This window comes from Microbacterium phycohabitans (assembly GCF_032464935.1).
GTDB lineage: Bacteria > Actinomycetota > Actinomycetes > Actinomycetales > Microbacteriaceae > Microbacterium > Microbacterium phycohabitans.
In genome coordinates, this window is the sequence record NZ_JAWDIT010000002.1 from 672,673 (window position 1) to 693,141 (window position 20,469).

The 20,469-nt window shown below is 70.9% G+C and carries 21 protein-coding genes; 13 read left to right on the forward strand and 8 right to left on the reverse strand.

Going from position 1 to position 20,469, the window contains the following annotated elements; all coding sequences use genetic code 11:
* Position 1: 1 nt before the first annotated feature.
* Positions 2–1,126: an AI-2E family transporter gene (locus tag RWH44_RS07510; RefSeq protein ID WP_316004080.1), complete on the reverse strand. Its 1,125-nt coding sequence runs from the start codon at positions 1,124–1,126 to the stop codon at positions 2–4.
* 90 nt (positions 1,127–1,216) lie between these two features.
* Here RWH44_RS07510 and RWH44_RS07515 point away from each other — a divergent pair, with 90 nt between their 5' ends.
* From RWH44_RS07515 to RWH44_RS07530, 4 genes are all read left to right on the forward strand, one after another.
* The gene (locus tag RWH44_RS07515; RefSeq protein ID WP_316004081.1) at positions 1,217–1,519 is read left to right on the forward strand and encodes a chorismate mutase; all 303 of its coding nucleotides are present in this window, start codon (positions 1,217–1,219) and stop codon (positions 1,517–1,519) included.
* A 384-nt stretch (positions 1,520–1,903) separates the two neighbouring features.
* Complete coding sequence (locus RWH44_RS07520; RefSeq protein WP_316004082.1) at positions 1,904–3,238, forward strand: quaternary amine ABC transporter ATP-binding protein; 1,335 nt, start codon at positions 1,904–1,906, stop codon at positions 3,236–3,238.
* On the forward strand, positions 3,238–4,242 hold the full coding sequence (locus RWH44_RS07525) for an ABC transporter permease (protein ID WP_316004083.1): 1,005 nt from the start codon (positions 3,238–3,240) through the stop codon (positions 4,240–4,242). Before RWH44_RS07520 ends, RWH44_RS07525 begins: the two co-directional genes overlap by 1 nt.
* A gap of 123 nt (positions 4,243–4,365) precedes the next feature.
* Positions 4,366–5,268 (forward strand): glycine betaine ABC transporter substrate-binding protein, encoded by a 903-nt coding sequence (locus RWH44_RS07530; RefSeq protein ID WP_298870235.1) that lies wholly within the window; start codon positions 4,366–4,368, stop codon positions 5,266–5,268.
* Positions 5,269–5,332: 64 nt separating this feature from the next.
* Here the strand turns inward: RWH44_RS07530 and RWH44_RS07535 are convergent, their stop codons facing one another.
* Both RWH44_RS07535 and RWH44_RS07540 read right to left on the reverse strand, forming a co-directional pair.
* Positions 5,333–5,635: a hypothetical protein gene (locus RWH44_RS07535; RefSeq protein ID WP_316004084.1), complete on the reverse strand. Its 303-nt coding sequence runs from the start codon at positions 5,633–5,635 to the stop codon at positions 5,333–5,335.
* A 398-nt stretch (positions 5,636–6,033) separates the two neighbouring features.
* Complete coding sequence (locus RWH44_RS07540) at positions 6,034–6,765, reverse strand: YqjF family protein (protein WP_316004085.1); 732 nt, start codon at positions 6,763–6,765, stop codon at positions 6,034–6,036.
* A gap of 80 nt (positions 6,766–6,845) precedes the next feature.
* Here RWH44_RS07540 and RWH44_RS07545 point away from each other — a divergent pair, with 80 nt between their 5' ends.
* Complete coding sequence (locus tag RWH44_RS07545; RefSeq protein ID WP_316004086.1) at positions 6,846–7,073, forward strand: DUF3253 domain-containing protein; 228 nt, start codon at positions 6,846–6,848, stop codon at positions 7,071–7,073.
* A 108-nt stretch (positions 7,074–7,181) separates the two neighbouring features.
* Here RWH44_RS07545 and RWH44_RS07550 read toward each other — a convergent pair whose 3' ends face one another.
* A complete protein-coding gene (locus RWH44_RS07550) occupies positions 7,182–7,919 on the reverse strand; it encodes a hypothetical protein (protein ID WP_437127271.1) in 738 nt (245 codons plus the stop codon).
* A gap of 34 nt (positions 7,920–7,953) precedes the next feature.
* Positions 7,954–8,943, reverse strand: a complete 990-nt coding sequence (locus RWH44_RS07555) for a hypothetical protein (RefSeq protein ID WP_316004088.1) — start codon at positions 8,941–8,943, stop codon at positions 7,954–7,956.
* A 91-nt stretch (positions 8,944–9,034) separates the two neighbouring features.
* Here RWH44_RS07555 and RWH44_RS07560 point away from each other — a divergent pair, with 91 nt between their 5' ends.
* Positions 9,035–10,405, forward strand: coding sequence for a TrkH family potassium uptake protein (locus RWH44_RS07560; protein WP_316004089.1), 1,371 nt, complete (start codon positions 9,035–9,037; stop codon positions 10,403–10,405).
* Positions 10,398–11,093, forward strand: coding sequence for a potassium channel family protein (locus RWH44_RS07565; RefSeq protein ID WP_298870246.1), 696 nt, complete (start codon positions 10,398–10,400; stop codon positions 11,091–11,093). Before RWH44_RS07560 ends, RWH44_RS07565 begins: the two co-directional genes overlap by 8 nt.
* A gap of 7 nt (positions 11,094–11,100) precedes the next feature.
* Here RWH44_RS07565 and RWH44_RS07570 read toward each other — a convergent pair whose 3' ends face one another.
* The 3 genes from RWH44_RS07570 to purL all read right to left on the reverse strand — a co-directional run bounded on the left by RWH44_RS07570 (position 11,101) and on the right by purL (position 14,201).
* A complete protein-coding gene (locus RWH44_RS07570) occupies positions 11,101–11,541 on the reverse strand; it encodes a hypothetical protein (protein ID WP_316004090.1) in 441 nt (146 codons plus the stop codon).
* Positions 11,542–11,560: 19 nt separating this feature from the next.
* A complete protein-coding gene (locus RWH44_RS07575) occupies positions 11,561–11,695 on the reverse strand; it encodes a hypothetical protein (protein ID WP_276606268.1) in 135 nt (44 codons plus the stop codon).
* 103 nt (positions 11,696–11,798) lie between these two features.
* The gene (gene purL / locus RWH44_RS07580; RefSeq protein ID WP_437127272.1) at positions 11,799–14,201 is read right to left on the reverse strand and encodes a phosphoribosylformylglycinamidine synthase subunit PurL; all 2,403 of its coding nucleotides are present in this window, start codon (positions 14,199–14,201) and stop codon (positions 11,799–11,801) included.
* Between the two features lie 127 nt (positions 14,202–14,328).
* Here purL and RWH44_RS07585 point away from each other — a divergent pair, with 127 nt between their 5' ends.
* The 6 genes from RWH44_RS07585 (at position 14,329) to RWH44_RS07610 (ending at position 20,456) form a co-directional block, all read left to right on the forward strand.
* Entirely contained in the window at positions 14,329–14,709 is a 381-nt protein-coding gene (locus RWH44_RS07585; protein ID WP_316004092.1) for a hypothetical protein, read from the forward strand.
* 9 nt (positions 14,710–14,718) lie between these two features.
* Positions 14,719–15,726, forward strand: coding sequence for a glycerate kinase (locus RWH44_RS07590; protein WP_316004093.1), 1,008 nt, complete (start codon positions 14,719–14,721; stop codon positions 15,724–15,726).
* Between the two features lie 210 nt (positions 15,727–15,936).
* Complete coding sequence (locus tag RWH44_RS07595; protein ID WP_316004094.1) at positions 15,937–17,106, forward strand: ROK family protein; 1,170 nt, start codon at positions 15,937–15,939, stop codon at positions 17,104–17,106.
* A gap of 181 nt (positions 17,107–17,287) precedes the next feature.
* Entirely contained in the window at positions 17,288–18,571 is a 1,284-nt protein-coding gene (locus RWH44_RS07600) for an ABC transporter substrate-binding protein (protein ID WP_316004095.1), read from the forward strand.
* A 56-nt stretch (positions 18,572–18,627) separates the two neighbouring features.
* Positions 18,628–19,557: a carbohydrate ABC transporter permease gene (locus RWH44_RS07605; protein WP_316004096.1), complete on the forward strand. Its 930-nt coding sequence runs from the start codon at positions 18,628–18,630 to the stop codon at positions 19,555–19,557.
* Positions 19,557–20,456, forward strand: a complete 900-nt coding sequence (locus tag RWH44_RS07610; protein ID WP_316004097.1) for a carbohydrate ABC transporter permease — start codon at positions 19,557–19,559, stop codon at positions 20,454–20,456. Before RWH44_RS07605 ends, RWH44_RS07610 begins: the two co-directional genes overlap by 1 nt.
* The last annotated feature ends 13 nt before the right edge of the window (positions 20,457–20,469 follow it).

Consider the following 20,469-nt stretch of genomic DNA (forward strand, 5'->3'; position numbering starts at 1 on the left):
GCTACTTCTTGGCATCCTGTCGAGGGATGACGATCTGCTTGATGATCAGCAGGACCGAGGCCGTCACGGGGATCGCCACGAGCGCGCCGAGCAGGCCCAGCAGCGTGCCGCCGACGAGAGCGCCGATCACCACGAGGGCACCGGGGACCGAGATCGTGCGGTTCATGACGCGGGGCGTGAGGATGTATGCCTCGATCTGCATGTACACGAGGTAGACGATGGCGAAGATGAGCCCGGCGGTCGGGCTGACGATGAGGGTGAACAGCGTCGCGGTCGCCCAGAACAGCACGGAACCCACGAGGGGGATGAGCGTGATGCCGAACGCGAGCGCCGCGAGCAGGGCGGCGAACGGCTGCTGCAGGATCGTCAGCACGATGAACGCGAAGACCGCGTTGCACAGCGCGAGCACGACCATGCCGGCGAGGTAGCCACCGACGGAGTCGGTGATCTGGCCGGTCATGTCGGAGACCGTCTCGCGGCTGCGCGCGGGGGTGAGGCGAACGAGGCTGTTCTTCATCTTCGGCAGAGAGGCCAGGAAGTACAGGCTCAGCACGAGCACGATGATCGCGCCCGAGACGAACTCGCCGATGCTGATACCCACCTGCAGCAGCCCCCCGCCGATCGCGGCGATGTTGGCCGGGTTCGTGACGAAGCTCTGCACCTCTTTCAGCACGTCGCCCAGGCTGTCGCCGAAGTTCTGCTCCACCCACCGCACCGCATCGCTGTCGATGACGTCGTTGACGAACGTGGGGATGTCGCCGACGAACTGCTCGACCTGACGGACGACCGGCGGGATGAGCAGCCAGAGCGCTCCGGCGAGGATGACCGCGAGCCCTCCGAACACGATGACGATGCCCCACGCCCGCGACAGGCCTCGGCGCACGAGCATGCGCACCAGGGGGTCGAGGGCGAGGGCGACGAAGAGCGCGATCGCGATGTAGATGAGAACCGTCGACAGCTTGCCCAGCGCGAGCGCCAGAAGGAAGGCGGTGAGCCCGCCGAGCGTGAGGAAGAACCCCGCCGCGTAGGGGCGGGAGATCGCCGACCACACCGGCTTGTCGCGGGAGGTGGAGGCCCCGGCGTCGGCGCCAACGGCGGTCGGGTCGGGGCGCGTCGATCGGCTCATGCTCACACTGTAGGACTCGGCCCGGGCGAACGACCGCGCACCGCACGGGGCTGCGCGGCGCGATAGGGTCGGAGCGATGTGGGAGGACTCATGACCGACGCCGATCCCTCGACGATCCTTCAGGGGCTGCGCGGCAGCATCGACAACATCGACGCCGCGCTCATCTTCCTGCTCGCCGAACGTTTCCGCTGCACCAAGCAGGTCGGTGTGCTGAAGGCGAAGCACGGGATGCCGGCATCCGACCCCGCACGCGAGGAGCAGCAGATCGCGCGGCTGATGCGTCTGGCCGAGGACGCCGATCTCGATCCGGCGTTCGCGGAGAAGTGGTTCAACTTCGTCGTGGCAGAGGTCATCCGCCACCACCGAACGGCCGCCGCGCAGCCGCACGACTGAGTCGCTGACACACCCCGCCCCGCCGCGCAAGGGCCCCACGACACGCCCGGGATGATCCCCGGCCGAGTCGATCCGCCTCACGGCGTCCGCGGAATTCAAGCGCGCGCGCGTGCCACACGGCATCCGATTCCGCAAGGAGCGGGACGATTTGCCAGCCGATCCATCACCGTGAAACGTTGGATGAGGCCCGTCAAGGGCCGTTCACCCGACCAGTCCGCGGTCGCCGGTGTCTTCTCGGGGGAGGGGACGCCGCGAGCGTACGGTCGGCGGCCAGGACGCCGGACCCGATGTCCGGCATCGACGTGCTCCACCCCCCGGAGAGCGCCGACGGCTGCCACCCGGGCGTGACCTGCGCGGCCACCCGAAGGCCGCTGAGGTGCACCAGTGACACATCCGCATGCCCCGACGGCGCCCGATTCGGCGGCGCCCGCGAGCGAGACGCCCGCCCTCGCCGCCAAGAACCTCTTCAAGGTCTTCGGCCGCGCGCCCCAGGCCGCCGTCGACAAGCTCCGCTCCGGTTCGTCGCGCGACGAGATCGCCGATCACGGAACGGCCGCCGTCATCGACGCGAGCTTCGACGTCCGCCCCGGCGAGATCTTCGTCATCATGGGCCTCTCGGGCTCGGGCAAGTCGACCATCATCCGCATGCTCAACGGCCTGCACGAGGCCACCGCGGGAACCGTCGAGGTGCAGGGCGACGCCCTCACCGGCGTCGGCGCGGCGCGACTGCGCGGCCTCCGCCGCGACCGCCTCGCCATGGTGTTCCAGCACTTCGCGCTGCTGCCGCACCGCACGGTGGCGGCCAACGTCGCCTACCCCCTCGAGCTCCGCGGAGTCGCGACGGCCGAACGTCTCGCGAAGGCGAACGAGATCCTCGCCCTCGTCGGCCTCGAGGGATGGGGCGAGAAGCTCCCCTCGGCGCTGTCGGGCGGGATGCAGCAGCGCGTCGGCATCGCCCGCGCGCTCGCCGCCGACACCGACATCCTGCTCATGGACGAGGCGTTCAGCGCGCTCGACCCGCTCATCCGTCGCGAGATGCAGGAGCAGCTCCTCGAGCTGCAGCGGACGCTGAAGAAGACCATCGTCTTCATCACCCACGACCTCAACGAGGCGATGTTCCTCGGCGACCGCATCGCGGTCATGCGCGACGGGCGCATCGTGCAGATCGGCACCCCCGAAGACATCCTCACCGACCCCGCGAACGACTACGTCGAGCAGTTCGTGCAGGACGTCGACCGCGCGCGCGTCCTCACCGCCGGCAACGTCATGGAGCGCCCGCGTCCGCGCGTCGACGCCTCGGCGGGCCCGCGCACCGCGCTTCGCCAGATGCGCGACGCGTACATGTCGGCGGTCTACGTCACCGATCGCGACCGCAAGCCGCTCGGCATCATCACCGACCGGGATGCCATCAAGCTCGTGCGGGCGGGAGAGAGCTCCCTGCTCAGCCGGCTCAAGCCGCTGCCCCAGGCGGTGCGCGAGGACGACGTGCTCATGAACCTCTTCGTGCCGTCGGTCGAATCGCCGCTTCCCCTGGCCGTGCTCGACGCGGAGGGCCGGCTCGCCGGCGTCATCCCGCGCGTCACGCTGCTCGCCGCCCTCGGGCCCGGGCCCACCTCCACCGAGGAGATCACCGTGCTGCCCCAGCCCCTGCCCTCCGCCGAGATCGACGCGGTGCTCGACACCCCGGTCGCCGCCTCCGAGACCGAGGGGGTGCGCTGATGGATGGCTTCCGCATCCCCGTCGGCTCGTGGGTCGACTCCGCCGTGGACTGGCTCCGCGACAACCTCTCGGGCCTGTTCGACGTGATCGCCGTGACCGTCCGCTTCCTCGTCGGCGGGCTCAGCGACGTGCTGCTGTCGGCACCTATCGTCGTGGTGGTCGTCGTCGCAGCGCTCCTGGCCTGGCTGCTGCGCTCGTGGAAGCTCGCGCTCGGCACGGTGATCGGTTTCGCGCTCATCCTCGCGATGGGTCAGTGGGTCACCGCGATGCAGACCCTCGCGCTCGTGCTCGTGGCGACGATCGTCGCCGTCGCGATCTCGGTGCCGCTGGGCATCTGGTCGGCGCGCAACAGCACCGTGCGTGCGGTGCTGAAGCCGATCCTCGACTTCATGCAGACGATGCCCGCCTTCGTCTACCTGATCCCCGCGATCACCTTCTTCAGCATCGGCGTCGTGCCCGGCGTCGTCTCGACGGTCATCTTCGCGCTGCCCCCGGGCGTGCGTCTGACCGAGCTCGGCATCCGCGGCGTGGACTCCGAGACGGTCGAGGCCGGCCACGCCTTCGGCGCCACGCCGTGGCAGATCCTGCGCGGCATCCAGCTGCCGCTCGCGATGCCCACCATCATGGCGGGCGTCAACCAGGTGATCATGCTCGCCCTGTCGATGGCGGTCGTCGCCGGCATCGTGGGCGCCGACGGCCTCGGCAAGGAGGTCGTGCAGTCGATCTCGACGGTCAACCTGCCCAAGGGCGTGGAGGCCGGTCTCAGCGTGGTGATCCTCGCGGTCTACCTCGATCGCCTCACCGCCGCCCTCGGCAACCGCGCCGACAACACCTCGTCGCTGCTCGGCGTGCTCGCCCGTCGGCGGGCCGCCCGTCCCGCGGCGGTCGTCGCGGCCGGTGCCACTGCGGCGCCGCACGTCGACACGGCGTCGGCGGATGCCGCGGCCGAGGCCGATCGCGAGAAGCCCTCCCCGCGCCGCGCCCCCATCTCGACGGGTCGCTGAGTCCCCGTCCCCCCGCGTGAGTCGCCAAGATTCGTCGCTTCATCACGAGCCGTGGCGACAAATCTTGGCACCTCGCGCGAGGGTCACACGGAAATCACGGACGAAAAGGAAGAGAACACAGCAATGAAGACACGACACCTCACCAGCGCCCTCGCCCTCGGCGCCGTCGGCGCGCTCGCGCTCGCCGGCTGCGCGAGCGGCAACCAGGCCGAAGGCGGAGCGGGCGACGGCGGCGACAAGGGCACCATCACCCTCGGCTTCCTCCCCTCGTGGACCGACGGCCTCAGCACCGCGTACCTGCTCGAGGACCAGCTCGGAAAGCTCGGTTACACCGTCGAGATGCAGACGCTCACCGAGGCGGGGCCGCTGTACGCCGGCCTGGCCCAGGGCGACGTCGACATCTACCCCTCGGCCTGGCCCGAGCTGACGCACGCCGACTACATGAAGACGTACGGCGACTCGATCGAAGACCTCGGCGACTACTACGAGAACGCCAAGCTCACGATCGCGGTGCCCAGCTACGTCGACATCGACTCGATCGACCAGCTCCAGGCGAACGCCGCGCGCTTCGACGGCAAGATCTACGGCATCGAGCCCGGCGCGGGTCTGACCAAGCAGACCCAGGAGGTCGCGATGCCGGGTTACGGCCTCGACGGCTACGAGCTCGTCACCTCGTCGACCGCCGCGATGCTGACCGAGCTCGACAACGCCATCGCCGCCCAGAAGGACATCGCGGTGACCCTGTGGCGCCCGTTCTGGGCCAACGACGCCTACGACGTCAAGGACCTCGAAGACCCCCAGGGCCTGATGGGCGAGCCCGAGGCGCTGCACTTCCTCGGTACCGCCGGCTTCGCGGAGAAGTACCCGGATGCCGCCGAGCTCATCGCCGGCATCACGCTCGACGACGCGCAGTACGGCTCGCTCGAAGACCTCGTCGTCAACGAGTACGGCGAGGGCAAGGAAGCCGACGCGGTCGACGCGTGGCTCGAGCAGAACCCCGACGCGTTCTCGACGCAGCGCAACTGACCTCCCGCGCGACAACGGCCCCCTCCGGTGCGGAGGGGGCCGTCGTCGCGTGGGCGAGGGCGCGTCAGCCGATCACGACGGCGTCATCGGTGAACGACCGGTCGACGAAGAGCGCCGCGAGATGGCCCACGACCTGGATGCCGACGACCAGGCCAATCACGACGACGACCGTTGCGGCGACGGAGCGCGCCGGCCGCCCCCGGACGATGCACAGCACAACGATTCCGAAGATCAAGACACCCATCTGCACGATGAGGGTCGATCCCTCCGGCAGGGGGAGAACCAGCACGAGGGCGGCGGCGGCCGCCGCCCACCAATGCAGGGTGGGCGACTGTGAAGAGTTGCGGGGGTCCGCTGTCCTCGTCATGCCGTGTCGGCGCGGTTGGGGGCGACGGCTCGCGCGGTCGCTACGCACAACATCGCGAACGGACGGACGATCATGGCTTCTCCCGGGGCGGACGTGTGGTGACGGATGCCTCGATGCACTTCCTCTTTAAGCTACGCCCGGTGATGCAGGCGCAAGAAGATGAAATCTGGTGGCCTCCGGGTGAAGGGTCTTGGAGCTTCCCTCGTCGTGCTGGCGGCCGCGTCGGTCGCTTGGCCGCGCCCGACGGTGTGCGGCCCCGAACGGGTGCCCTAGCCCGCAACAGCGCGGGGATATCGCAGGTTTTCGCGAGGAATCTGCGAGGCGCGCGACGTTCTGCGAGATCGGTGCTGCCTGCTTCGGCGCGGGCCCGAGGCAGGCTCCGGACCCGTCGGGCGGTGTCAGGCGATCGCGTGGGCGGCAGTGAACCGCGTGACGAAGCCCGGGTGGTCGGCGGGCATCGCGAGCACCGAGTCGGGGGTTCGTCCCGAGAGCTGCGGGAAACCGGCATCCGTCACGAGCTCGTCGTCGAGGGCCTCGAGCTCGGCGGTGACGAGCGGCCAGGGCTCGTGGCTGTTCGCAGCCCAGATCGTGCGCCCGAGGTGACGCTCGTGGAAGCCCCATCGGGCGGTGAGGAAGCGCGAGAGGTCGTCGTCGACGGTCCGGGTGCCGAGCTTCGCGCGGATCCGCGTTCCCGGATGCCGGCGCCCGTGGCGTCGCGAACGGTATTCGATGCGATCGTCTTCGGCGCGCACACCGGCGCGCGCCCAGCGGTAGGGGAGGCCGAACAGAGCCTGGGCCGCGAGGACCGGGGCGAGGTGCTCCGCCTCGAGCGTACGGAAGACGACACCCCGACGGCCTTCGTCGTCCACGGCGTAGGTGCGGACGTTGATCTCGGTGAAGGTGCCCACGAACGGCACCGGCGGCAACGGCAGGAACCGGAACTCGCTCAGCACGAACGGCACGAGCCCGACCCAGGCCGACCCGTCGTGGACGTCGGGGCGGGTGCCCGGGGGCAGCAGAGGGGCGACCTCGGCCGGGTCGATGCGCCAGTGCACGAACACGGCGCGGTTCCAGCGCTGTGCGATGACGGCGCGACCGGGCAGGTCGGGGGCGTGGCGGTCGGTGATCATCGGGTCATTCTGACCCCGACACCGAGCCGCGGAGGGACACTGGACAGATGACCCCGTCGTCTGGTGCGGATCCTCGACTCGTGGCATCCATTCGCGAACTCCTCGCCGCGCGCGACGCCGGGAAGACGATCTGCCCCTCGGAGGCCGCGCGCGCCGTGGGCGGCGAGGACTGGCGCGACCTCATGCAGCCGGCGCGCGATGCGGCGCACGAGCTGGTCGGCCTCGGCGAGGTGGAGGTCACCCAGAAGGGCGAGGTGGTCGACGTGACCCGCGCGCGGGGGCCGGTGCGGATTCGCCGGAAGGGCTGAGCGCCCGGTTTCTCGGAGTGGATGGCGACGGCGGACCGGTGCTCCGGCGCCTCTGTCTCGCGCGACCCGGTGCGCGAGACGGGGCGGACGTGACGCGAAGCGACGGCCTCAGGCCGAGGGCTCGGGCGGGGTGGTGGACGTGCGGGGCTCGGTCGCGCCGCGCGGGAGTTCGAGCGCGACCTTGCGCTCGAGTTCGTCGACGGCCTCGTCGCTCAGCCAGATGAGGCCGTCGAGCTCCTCGCGAACGCGCTTGTAGGCGAGCTGGCGCTCGTTCGGCGTCGCCGCCTGGTCGGTCGCGACGGTGAGCAGTTGCTTCGCGGTGTCGAGGCGCTTGCGTTCGTCGGCGGTGAACGCCGCGTCTTTCACGCGCCGCGCGTCGCGTTCGGCGACGTCGAACGCGACCTCGTAATCGGTGACGGCGTCACGATACTCCCGCAGGCGCTCAGCCGACAGGGTCTCGCCCTCGGCGGGGCGGAGGTTGTCGGCGACCTTCTTCGCGCGCAGGAACGCCGCGGTGAGCGGCTGACGGCCGTCGCTCATCGCGGGGTAGGAGATCAGCTTCGCGGCATCGAGCTCGTACTCCAGCCAGCGGTGGGTGACCGCATCGTGCGCGGACGTGAGGCGCGCGCGGGCGTCGTCGCCCGGAGCCGTGATCGCCGCCGGGGCGGGGGCCCCGGCATCCGTCGCCAGACCCCGCGCCTGCAGGAGCTCCAGCTGCTCCTTGTGGCGACGGCGGGCGGTCATCTCGCGGTGCTTCGCGCGGGCGTTCACGGCACCCATCGCCATTCCGAAGAAGGGGAAGGCGAGCCACCAGTACTGGCCGGCGAAGTTCAGGAGCTCTTGCACCTGCGCCATGCTACGCCGCCCGGCTCGGCCGTTTTCAGGATGCCGGGGGGCGCGGACGATCCCGTGCGGGAGGCGGCCAGACCGGGCCGTCTTGCGGCCGAGACCCGGCGGCATCCGGGTGCCTGGCCGAAGCACGCCGGGCGCTGCGCTCGCTCCAGGAGCGGGCGGCGGCGCGGCCCATCGACTCCATGGAGCGGGCGAGCGCTCGCTGTGCCGTTTCGGCGAGATCGGATGCCACGCGGCTCCACGCATCGGGGCCCTCGACCCCGGGCTGATCCGCGCCCTGGCGGGCCGCGCGCTCGGCACGGTCGAACGCCTGGGCGGTGCGACGCACGGCGTCGCGGTAGGCGAGGTAGTCGGCGGGCTCGAGGCGCGTCTGCACCGACGCGGGACGCAGCCACTGCGCCCGCTCGTGGGCGCGCAGGAAGTCGGCGAGCAGGGGCGAGCGGGAATCGCTCATCTGCGGATAGTCGATCGCGAGTCCGGGGTCGGTCTCGTAGGCCATCCAGCGCGCGAGGATCGCGTCGTGCTCGGCGAGCAGACGGGCGACCGGCAGCGGGGCACTGCCCGCACGGATGGCGGGGAGCATCGCCTTCGCGGCCCTCACCCCGGCACGGCGGGCGCGCACCTCGGCCATCGCGGCGCGCAGGTCGCGCTGCGCGTCGGTGAGGCGTCCCCGCGCGGCGGAGACGACGTCGGACGAGACACGGGATGCCGCCCGCTCGGCCTGAGCGCGAACCACCTCGGCGTCGGCGATCTTGACGTCGGCGCGTCCGCGGGTGACGGCGTGCCGCGCGGTCTGCAGATCGAGCAGAGCGGCGTCGAGTTCGAGGCGGCGCGCCGCGGCCTTGCCCATCGGCCGGGAGGCCCAGGCCCGCGCGGCGCGATCGCCGGTCGTCGTGGTGCCCGCGGGAAGCGCGCGGCGCCGTGTGCGGCGCACGCCGACCCAGCCGACGGTGCCCGCACCGGCCGCCGCAGGGCCGATCCACCACCACTCGGCCAGAAAGACCATCAGCGGTTCCACGTGCCCATGCTATGCCGGGCTCCCGACAGCGGGCTGGGCGGTGGGCCGGAATGCGCACGGGGTGAGCCGCCGAGTGTGAGATCGTAGGCCGGTGACTCGGCGAACCCCTGCGGCCCTCGTCCCCGGGTTCGCCCGACGGCGCGTGGTGCTCACGCCCGGGCGGGTCATCGCCCTCGCGTTCGGGGGAGTGCTCGCCCTGGGCACGGCACTGCTCTCGTTGCCCGTGGCGACCCAGGGGCGGCCGGCCACCTTCATGGAGGCGCTCTTCACGGCGACGAGCGCCGTCTGCGTGACGGGACACATCGTCGTCGACACCCCGACCTTCTGGTCGCCGTTCGGCCAGGTCGTGATCATGGTGCTCATCCAGATCGGCGGCTTCGGGGTCATGTCGCTCGCGACGCTGCTCGGCCTGCTCGTCGCGCGACGCCTCGGGCTGCGCACGCGCCTCACGGCCGTGAGCGAGACCCACACCGTCGCCGTCGGCGACGTGCGCCGCGTGCTCCTCGGCGTGGCGATCATCGCGCTGATCACCGAGGCCGTGGTCGCGGCGATGCTCGCCGGGCGCTTCTGGCTCGGCTACGGCGAGTCCTTCGGCCACGCCCTCTGGCTGGGCGTGTTCCACGCGGTGTCGTCGTTCAACAACGCGGGCTTCGCGCTCTTCAGCGACAGCCTCATCTCGTTCGCGACCGACCCGCTGATCTGCCTTCCGATCTGCGCCGCGATCATCCTCGGCGGCCTCGGCTTCCCGGTCATCATGGAGCTCTGGCGCCAGTACCGCTTCCCGCGGCGATGGACGCTCAACACCGTCACCGTGCTCGTCGGCAGCGCCGTGCTGCTCGTGGCGGGCACGATCGCCCTCACCGCGCTGGAGTGGTCGAACCCCGCGACCCTCGGGGCGATGGATCCGGCCGGCCGGCTGCTCGCCGGGTTCACGATGTCGGTGATGCCGCGCACGGCCGGATTCAACTCGATCGACGTCTCGCAGATGCTGCCCGAGAGCTGGTTCGTCACCGACATCCTCATGTTCATCGGCGGTGGCCCCGCCGGCACCGCGGGAGGCGTGAAGATCACGACGTTCGCGGTGCTGTTGTTCATCGTGCTCGCCGAGCTGCGCGGTGACACCGCGGTGAACATGTTCGGCAAACGCCTCCCCCGATCGACCCACCGCGAAGCGCTCACGGTCGCGCTGCTGTCGGTCGCCCTGGTGGTCGGATCGACCCTGGCGATCATGGTGGTGAGCCCGTTCGGCTTCGACCGGGTCTTCTTCGAGGTCATCTCGGCGTTCGCCACCGTCGGTCTGTCGACCGGCATCACGGCGGATCTGCCGACGCTGGCCCAGCTGATCCTGATCGTGCTGATGTTCATCGGCCGACTCGGTCCCGTCCTGCTCGGCGCCGCCCTGGCGCTGACGCGGGAGAAGCGCATGTACGAACTCCCGAAGGAGCGTCCGATCATTGGATAACAACACGTTCTTCAGCCGGCGCCGGATGCGCGGGAACGCGGCGACCTCGATCGCGGTGATCGGCCTCGGACGCTTCGGCGGCTCGCTCGCGACCGAGCTCGCCCGCAGCGGCAGCGAGGTGCTCGGCGTCGACACCGACGAAGACATCGTGCAGTCGCTCAACGGCGTCCTCACGCACGTCGTCCGCGCCGACTCGACGAAGCAGGCGGCCCTGGAGCAGCTCGGGATCGCCGAGTTCGACCGCGTCGTCGTCGGCATTGGTTCGGACATCCAGGCGAGCATCCTCACGACGTCGCTGCTCAAGCGCATGGGGACGCGCTCGATCTGGGCGAAGGCGATCAGCGAGCAGCACGGCCTGATCCTCGAGCAGCTCGGCATCGAGCACGTCGTCTACCCCGAGGCCGACATGGGCCGTCGGGTCGCGCACCTCGTCCGCGGCTCGATGCTCGACTACGTCGAGTTCGACCGCGACCTCGTCGTCGCGAAGACCGTGGCCCCGCGTGAGCTCGTCGGCCAGACTCTCGAGCAGGCCGCCGTCCGTCGGCGCCACGGGGTGACGATCGTGAAGATCCGGCACGCCGACGGCGAGTGGCACGCTGCGGGAGCGGCATCCGTCGTCGACGAGGGAGACCTGCTCATCGTGATCGGCCCGGTGGAGAAGACCGAGCGGTTCGCCGCCCTGGCGTGATCGGACGTCAGGCGGGCGGAGTGCTCGCGATGTGCGTCTGCATCGGGATGAGGTTGCGCAGCGGCGCCATATAGCCCTGCCCGGGCAGGTCGAACACGACGCCGGTGACGCCCTGCTGCGCGAACTCGGCCAGCCACGCGACAGCGCCCGGGAGCGGAACGCTCAGCACGCGTGAGGCGGCCTCCTCGTCGAGTCCGTTCGCGAGGGCTCCGTCGTGTGCCCGCTGTCGCGTGGTGAAGGCGAAGACCATCGGCCCGTTCGGGAGCTGACCGATGAACGGCGACGGGGCGTCGTCGGGCCCGCGGGCGATGAACGACCAGTGCGGCAGCGCGTAGACGGCCCGCCAGAGGGCGTCCATCGCCGCGAAGCTGTCGGGCTGGGCGCCTGCCGCGTCGGAGAGGGCGTCGAGCGTGGCGACGGTCTCGGAGGTCGGGTCGATCAGGGACATGCGCAACCGCCTCTCGTCGTCAGCCCAGGATGAGCGAGATCACCGTCGCGCCCCCACCGGTGAGGACGAGCGCCCCGATCACGATCCAGGCGGTGATCTTCACGCGCTTCTGACGCTTGTCACTGAACACGGTCATGTCGTCGTCGTCTGTCACGGCGCGTCTCCTCTCGGGCGGGGTGTCGTGTCGGGGATCTCGGCCCCGCCGGGGGACCGAGGCCGCCGACGCCGCGCGGGCGGGAACCCGCGCGGCGACCGGCTCAGGCCACCGGCTCGGCGACGGTCGGTCCGAAGACGGCGGGCAGGGTCTCGGTCGACAGGCGGCGCAGCTCCGACACCGGGACGGTGAAGACGTCCTGGATCTCGAGCGCGGCCTCGGTCCCCGGCTCGACGTCGGTCACGCCGATGCGCAGCACCGGGTAGCCGCGGCCGTCGCAGAGCCCCCGGAACTTCACGTCTTCCTCGCGGGGGACGCTGACCAGCACGCGGCCGGTGGACTCGCTGAACAGGGCGGCGGTGGCATCCACCCCGTCGCGCTCCATCAGCTCGGTCAGCCACACGCGGGCGCCGATGCCGAAGCGCATGACGCCCTCAGCGAGGGCCTGCGCGAGACCGCCCGACGACAGGTCGTGCGCGCTCGAGACGAGCGACTGCGATCCCGCGGCCTGCAGCAGTTCGGCGAGCTTGCGCTCCTGCGCGAGGTCGACCTTGGGCGGGCGACCGCCGAGGTGGTCGTGGATCGTGCCGGCCCACTGCGAACCGTCGAGCTCGTCGGCGGTGGTGCCGAGCAGGTAGAGGTTCTCACCGGCATCCTGCCAGCCGCTCGGGATGCGCGCGGCGACGTCGCCGATGATGCCCAGGACGCCCACGACGGGGGTCGGGTGGATCGGCTGGTCGCCGGTCTGGTTGTAGAACGAGACGTTGCCGCCGGTGACCGGGATGCCGAGCTCGAGGCAGCCGTCGGAGAGGCCCTCGACGGCCTGGCTGAACTGCCACATGACCTCGGGGTTCTCGGGGCTGCCGAAGTTGAGGCAGTCGGTGACGGCCGTGGGCACGGCTCCCGTGACGGCGACGTTGCGGTAGGCCTCGGCCAGTGCCAGCTTCGCGCCGTTGTAGGGGTCGAGCTGGTTGTAGCGGCCGTTGCAGTCGGTCGCGATGGCGAAGCCGAGACCGGTCTCTTCGTCGACGCGGATCATGCCGGCGTCGTCGGGGAAGCTCAGCGCGGTGTTGCCCAGCACGTAGTAGTCGTACTGGTTGGTGATCCACGACGTGTCGGCGAGGTTGGGGCTCGCCACCAGCGTGGTGAACTGCTCGCGGAGGGTGTCGGCATCCGTCGCCCGTTCGAGCTTCGTCGCGGAATCGGCCTGCAGGGCGTCGATCCACGAGGGGTAGGCGACCGGCCGCTCGTAGACGGGGCCGTCGACCGCGACGGTCGAGGGGTCGACGTCGACGATGCGCTCGCCGTACCAGTCGATGACGAGGCGGCCGTCGCCGGTGACCTCGCCGAGGACGCTCGTCTCGACGTCCCACTTGCCGACGACGGCGAGGAACGCGTCGAGCTTCTCGGGCGCGACGATCGCCATCATGCGCTCCTGGCTCTCGCTCATGAGGATCTCCTCCGGCGTAAGCGAGGGGTCGCGCAGCAGCACCTTCGACAGCTCGACCTTCATGCCGCTGTCGCCGTTGGCGGCCAGCTCGCTCGTGGCGCACGAGATGCCCGCCGCCCCGAGGTCTTGGATGGCCTCGACGAGGTCGTCGCGGTAGAGCTCGAGGCAGCACTCGATGAGCACCTTCTCGGCGAAGGGGTCGCCCACCTGCACCGCAGGGCGCTTCGTGGGTCCGCCGTCGGCGAAGGTGTCGGATGCCAGGATGCTCGCGCCGCCGATGCCGTCGCCGCCCGTGCGGGCACCGAACAGCACGACCTTATTGCCCACGCCCGTGGCGTTGGCGAGCTTGATGTCTTCGTGGCGCATGACGCCGACCGCGAGGGCGTTCACGAGCGGGTTGCCCTGGTAGACGGCGTCGAAGACCGTCTCGCCGCCGATGTTGGGTAGGCCCAGGCAGTTGCCGTAGAACGAGATGCCGCTGGTGACGCCGTGCACCACGCGGGGGGTGTCGGGGTGGTCGATCGCGCCGAAGCGCAGCTGGTCCATGACGGCGACCGGGCGCGCGCCCATCGAGATGATGTCGCGCACGATGCCGCCGACGCCCGTGGCCGCACCCTGGAAGGGCTCGATGTAGCTGGGGTGGTTGTGCGACTCGACCTTGAAGGTGACCGCCCAGCCGTCGCCCACGTCGACCACGCCGGCGTTCTGGCCCATACCGACCATGAGGCGGGTCTTCATCTCGTCGCTGACCTTCTGGCCGAACTGGCGCAGATAGATCTTGCTCGACTTGTACGAGCAGTGCTCGCTCCACATGACCGAGTACATCGCCAGCTCACCACTGGTGGGACGGCGGCCCAGGATCTCGCGGATCTGGGCGTACTCGTCGCTCTTGAGGCCGAGGGCGCCGTACGGCTGCTCTTTCTCGGGCGTGGCGATCGCGTTCTCGACGGTATCGGCGAGAGCGGTACGGGCGGCGGGGTTCGGGGTGGTCACGCGGCTGAGCTCCAAGAATCGCAGGGGCCGGACGGGAGTCAGTCTAGTTGGGCGGGCCGACATGCCCGGGCGTCATTCCCGGCCGGTGGACGGGCCGGGGGATGGGGAGGAGCGGCGGGACGAACCGAGGTTGTGCAGATGTCGGGCGACGCGCCAGGCTGGGCCGCACCGGACCGAAAGGCGTACGCGCATGGCCATCTTGAACTTCCACCTCGTCGTCTCGGGCGACCTCGCCGCGGCCCAGCAGGCTACGCGGACCGCCCTCGACGCCGCGGGCTTCACCGTAACCGAGCAGGCGGACCACTGGAAGGCCGCGCACGGCAGCGTCGCCAAGACGATGTTCCTCGGGCTGCGCGCGCACGAGGCCGACGTGCGCGAGGTGCTCGACGTGCGCTTCGCCGACCTCGGCGGCACCGTGCGCGTCGACCTGCACCGCCCGATCTTCCAGCCGGCCGGCGGGAGCGACGACGGACTCGAGCAGCTCAAGCTGCACAAGGCGTATCAAGACGTCGTCGCCGAGGTCGAGGCCGACCTGCAGCGCCAGGGCGTGCTCGTCAGCGCCGACGTCTGACGCCGTCGCATGCGTGTGGTCGTCGCCCCCGACAAGTTCAAGGGCACGCTCAGCGCGCGCGAGGCGGCGGAGGCGATGGCCCTCGCGGTGCGCGACCGCTGGCCCGGGGCGCAGGTCGAGGTCGTCCCCATCGCCGACGGGGGTGACGGAACGCTCGACGCCCTGGGCGGCGCGAACCGCGACGACGAGGTCACCGGACCGCTCGGTGCGCCCGTGCGCGCACCGTGGCGCCTCGACGCCGAGCGGGCCGTGATCGAGTCGGCCGCGGCATCCGGGCTCGTGCTCGCCGGAGGCGCGGCGCTGAACGATCCGTGGGCTGCGACGAGCCGGGGCGTGGGGGAGCTCCTCGCCCTCGCGCTCGACGCCGGCGCCCCGCGCATCATCGTCGGCATGGGCGGCTCGGCGATGACCGACGGCGGACGCGGAGCGCTGGAGGCGCTCGGCGATCGCGTCCCCTTCGAGCCCGGCCGGGTCGTGGTGCTGACCGACACCACGGCCGCCTTCGGTGACGCGGCGCGGGTGTTCGCGCCGCAGAAGGGGGCGGACGCCGCGATGGTGCGACGCCTCTCGGCGCGGCTCGAGACGGATGCCGACGAGTGGGCCGCGCGATTCGGGCGCGACGTGCGCCGCGTTCCCCGCACGGGTGCCGCGGGAGGCCTCTCGGGGGCGCTCTGCGCGGCGGGGGCGGAGCTGGTCGACGGAGCCGCCGCCGTCGCCGACGCGCTCGGACTCGAGACGGCGATCGCCGGGGCCGACCTCGTCGTCACGGGCGAGGGCGCGTTCGATGAGACGAGCCTCTCGGGCAAGGGTCCGGGGCATGTGCTCGCGCTCGCCGCGGCTCATGGGGTGCCGGCCGCGGTGGTCGCGGGCGTCATCCATCCGGACGTGGCGGGCGAGGGCGTGGTCTCGCTCGTCGACGCCGTGGGCGTGGAGCGGGCGCGGAACGAGCCCGCCGCCGCCGTCCGGATCGCGACCGCGGCGATGTTGGAGCGCTGGGGCGACGGCATCCCTTCGTGACCGCGGGCCGGATGCCGCGTCGCCCCGCCGGGGGACGTCGCGCGGCGACGCAGGCTCGCCGGCATTCGTCCGGGCCCTCGTCGCGAGACGGCACGCGCCGCGATCCGTGGACATGGCGGTGACGGCATCCCGCTGACGCTCGTGAAGGATGCCGCGGCCGGCGTCGTGCGAGGAGGGGGCCGCGCGCGTCGATGGGCGTAGCCTCGTCTCGTGACGTCGCGCCCCGCCGAGATCGCCTCGGGCCCGCCCCTGCGGTGGTCGGCTCTGAGCGCGACGGGTCGTCGGGTGCTCTTGGACCTGCTGGTGCACGGTCCCCGCTCGCGCATCCGCATCGCCGAGCGCCTCGGGCTCTCGCGGGCGAGTCTCACGCGGGTGGCGCGCGAACTCGTCGACGGCGGTCTCGTCCTGCCGGGAGACATGCTCGCGAGCGCGTCGCGCGGACGACCGGCCGAGGAGCTGCACCTGCGCCCCGGCGCGGCGCACTTCGTCGGCGTCAAGGTGACCGCGGAGCGGGTGTACGCGGTGGTCACCGACCTCGCGGCGACCGTCGTCGACGAGCTCGAGATCGCCCTCGCCTCGCCGGCCGAGGGCGAGGTCGTCGACGCGATCGTCGAAGCGACCCGGACGCTGGGAGCCCGGCACGGCACGATGTCGGCGCTGGGCGTCGGGCTCGCGGCCGACGTGCTGCGGCGCGAGGGGGAGCCGCTCGTGGCGAGCTCGCCCCTGCTCGGGTGGAGCGCTCCCGTTCCGCTGGCGCGGCTGCTGGCCGCGCGGGTGGGGATGCCCGTCACCATCGCGAACGACGTGCACGCGTTGACCGCGGCCCATCACTGGTTCGGCAGTGGCGTCGACCATCGCTCCGTGGTGGTCTACGGCGTGGGTGCCGGCATCGGGTGCGGGGTCGTGATCGACGACGAGCTGGTGCAGGGTTCCCACGGGCGCAGCGGCCGGGTGGGGCACACCCGCATCGCGCGGACGGGGCGCCTGTGCACGAACGGGCACCCGGACTGCGTGCACAGCTTCGTGAGCATGCCGGCCATCGAGGCCAACGCGGGCGTGGCGCCCGGCGACTACGCCTCCGCGCTCGAGCGGGCGCGAGTGGCGGACGGGCGCGAGCGGGAGGCGTTCGCCTCCGCGGCCTACGCCCTGGGGGCGGCGGTGGCCGAGACGGTGAACCTCCTCGACCCGGAGCTGGTCTCGCTGATGGGCGAGGGTCTCGACATGCTCGACCTCGCACCCGCCGCGTTCGACGACGGGCTGGTCGAGCATCTCGAGCAGGTTCCGCGGGCGAGCGTCCGCATCGATCGACCGCAGTTCGCCTTCGGCCTGTACGCGCGCGGTGCCGCGGCGACGGCGATCCGCGAGCTGCTCTCGGTCTGACCCCGCAGACGCCACCCCGGGCGCGGGGTGTCCTTCGCGTGCGCGCGACGATGTTTTGTTTCACAGGTTGACAAAATAAGGCGCGGCAGCGAGGGTAGGACGCGAGCACCCGGGGGTCGGCCCCGGGAAGCATCGGCCGCACCGTCGCCCGGAGCCGGTCGCACCTACAAAGGAGTAGTTCGTGAAGCGCAGCAGTCTCTTCCGCGTCGGCGCCCTCGCCGGAGCGTTCGCCGTCGTCCTCACCACAGCCGGCTGCGCCGGTGATGCGGGGCAGTCGTCGGGTCCGGTGACCCTCGAGTACTGGGCATGGGCGCCCGGCATCGGCGACGTCGTCGCCGTGTGGAACGAGGAGCACCCCGACATCCAAGTGAAGGTGGTCGAGGCCGCGGGCGCCGACGACATGATCGCGAAGCTGCTCGCGGCGCAGCGCGCGGGCGAAGGGCCCGACCTCGCACAGGCCGAGTATCAGAAGCTGCCCAACATGGTCGTCAGCGACGTCGCGCTCGACATCAGCGAGTACTCCGACACGTTCGCCGACGGGTTCTCGGAGGGCGCCCTGAGCCTGGTGACCGTCGGAGACGGCGTCTACGCCGTGCCGCAGGACACGGGCCCCATGATCTTCATGTACCGCAAGGACATCTTCGACCAGAACGGGTGGGCCCCTCCGTCCACCTGGGACGAGTACGCCGCTCTCGCGCAGACGGTGAAGACCACGCTCCCCGGGACGCTGCTCGGCGGCTACCCCGACGACGCATCGACGATGGCGGCGTACGCGCAGCCCCTCGGCGCCGAGTGGTGGGCCACCGAGGGCGACGCCTGGAAGGTCGGCATCGACGAGGCGCCCACCCAGCGCGTCGTCGACTTCTGGCAGCCGCTGGTCGAGCAGGGCCTCGTCGACACCACGCACTTCTTCACCCCCGAATGGGGCACGAAGATGAACGACGGCAGCATCCTCAGCTGGACCGCGGGAGCGTGGGCGCCCGCCGCCGCGTTCTCGGTGGCTCCCGACACGGCGGGCCTCTGGGCCGCCGCCAAGATGCCCACGTGGGACGGCGAGAGCGGAACCGGGTTCATGGGCGGCTCCTCGGTCATGGTGACCAAGAACACCGAGCACCCGAAGGAGGCGGTCGAGTTCCTCCAGTGGCTCAACTCGAGCGACGACGGAACGCGGGGTCTCATCGACATCGGTCTGTTCCCGGCCTCCTCGGCCGGCCAGTCGCAGCTCGCGGATCAGCCCGTGCCCGACCTGGTGAGCGATCAGGCCGACTTCTGGGACCTCGCCGTCGGCATCGCCGAGAACAGCGCTCCCTTCACCTGGGGCCCGAACGTGCAGGTGGCCTTCGACGCCTGGTCCGACGGGGTGAAGGCCGCCACGCAGAACGGCGGTTCCTACACCGCCGTGTTGAAGACGGCTCAGGATGCCGTGGTCGCCGACCTCGAGAAGTCCGGTTTCACGGTCCAGTGATCGCCCCGCGGTGGGAGGGCGCACGCCCTCCCACCGCCCACCCAGGAGAACCAACCGTGACCACCACCGTCCCGCGCGCGGCCCCCCGGCGCACCTCCCTCCGGCCCCGTGTGGCCCCGTGGGCATTCCTCGCCCCCGCCCTCGCGCTCTTCACGATGTTCCTCGTCGTGCCCATCGGGTACGCGATCTACCTCAGCGTCATGCAGCTGCGCTCCAGCGGCGGAGCATTCGGCATCCGTCGGCAGACCTTCGTCGGTTTCGACAACTACGTCGCCTCGCTCACCGATCCCGAGCTCGTGGCATCCCTGGGTCGACTCGGGATCTTCGCCCTGATCTCGGTGCCGCTGACCCTCGGTCTCGCGCTGACGTTCGCGCTGCTGCTGGATCTGCCCGGGGTGCGCCTCGCCCGCTTCTCGCGCCTGGCAATCTTCCTCCCCTACGCGGTTCCCGGGGTGATCGGCGCGCTGCTCTGGGGCTTCCTCTACCTGCCCCGCACGAGTCCCGCGACCTACCTGCTGGAGGCCGTGGGGCTGCCCTCGGTCGACTTCCTCAACGGCTCCTGGCTCTACCTGTCGCTGTCGAACATCGCCGTCTGGGCGGGCGTCGGCTTCAACATGATCGTGATGTACACGGCGCTGCGGTCGATCCCGACCGAGCTCTACGAGGCGGCCAAGATCGACGGCGCCTCGGAATGGCAGATCGCCTGGCGCATCAAGGTGCCCCTGCTCACGCCCGCGCTCGTACTGACGTTCCTGTTCTCGATCATCGCCACACTCCAGGCCTACGGCGAACCGACGACGCTGCGGTCGATGTCGAACTCGATCTCGTTCAATTTCTTCCCGCTGATGAAGATCTACCGCGACGCCTTCAACCTCGACAACACCTCGGGGGCGGCGGCCGCCTCGGTCGTGCTGGCCCTGGGCACCCTGATCATCTCGCTCGGGCTCCTCCGCCTTCTGCAGCGCCGCACCTTCGGAGAGAACTGATGGCCACCCTCACCGCCGACGTCCCGACGACGACCGCGCCGCGTCCGCCCGCGCGCCGCCCGCGCCCCGCCGCCCGGGGCCGCGTCATCCCCAGCCTCGTGCTGCTGATGGGCGCGATCTACACGCTCATCCCGATCGTCTGGGTGATCACGGCCTCGACGAAGTCGCGCGGAGAGCTGTTCAGCACCTTCTCGTTCCTGCCCGGGACCGGGTTCTGGCAGAACCTCGTCGACCTGTCCACCTACGGCGGCGGCGTGTACTGGAAGTGGGCGGGCAACAGCCTGCTCTACGCCGGGGGCGGTGCGGTGCTGTCGACCCTCGTGTCGGCTGCCGCCGGATACGCGCTCGCCCGCTACCGCTTCCGGGGGCGCGCGGTGGTGTTCAACGTTCTGCTGGCGGGCGTGATGCTGCCCCAGATCACCCTCGCCATCCCGCAGTACTTCCTCATGGCCGAGCTGGGCCTCGCGAACACCTACTGGGCCGTGCTGCTGCCGAGCATCATCAACCCGTTCGGCATCTACCTGGCCACGATCTACGCGCAGTCGTCGGTGCCGGAAGAGACGGTCGAGGCTGCACGGCTCGACGGCGCCAGCGAGTTCCGCATCTTCCTGTCGATCGCGATGCCCGTGATGGTCCCGGGCCTGATCACCGTGTTCATGCTGCAGTTCGTCGGAATCTGGAACAACTTCCTGCTGCCGTTCATCATGCTCAGCAACGAACAGCTCTACCCCCTGACGACGGGCCTCTACCTCCTGCTGAACCGCGGAACCGGAACACCGGCGCTGTACTCGCTCGCGATCGTCGGCGCCCTGCTCGCCATCGTGCCGCTGCTGCTCCTGATGATCTTCCTGCAGCGGTTCTGGCGACTCGACCTCGTCAGCGGCAGCCTCAAGGGCTGACCTCCCCCCGCTC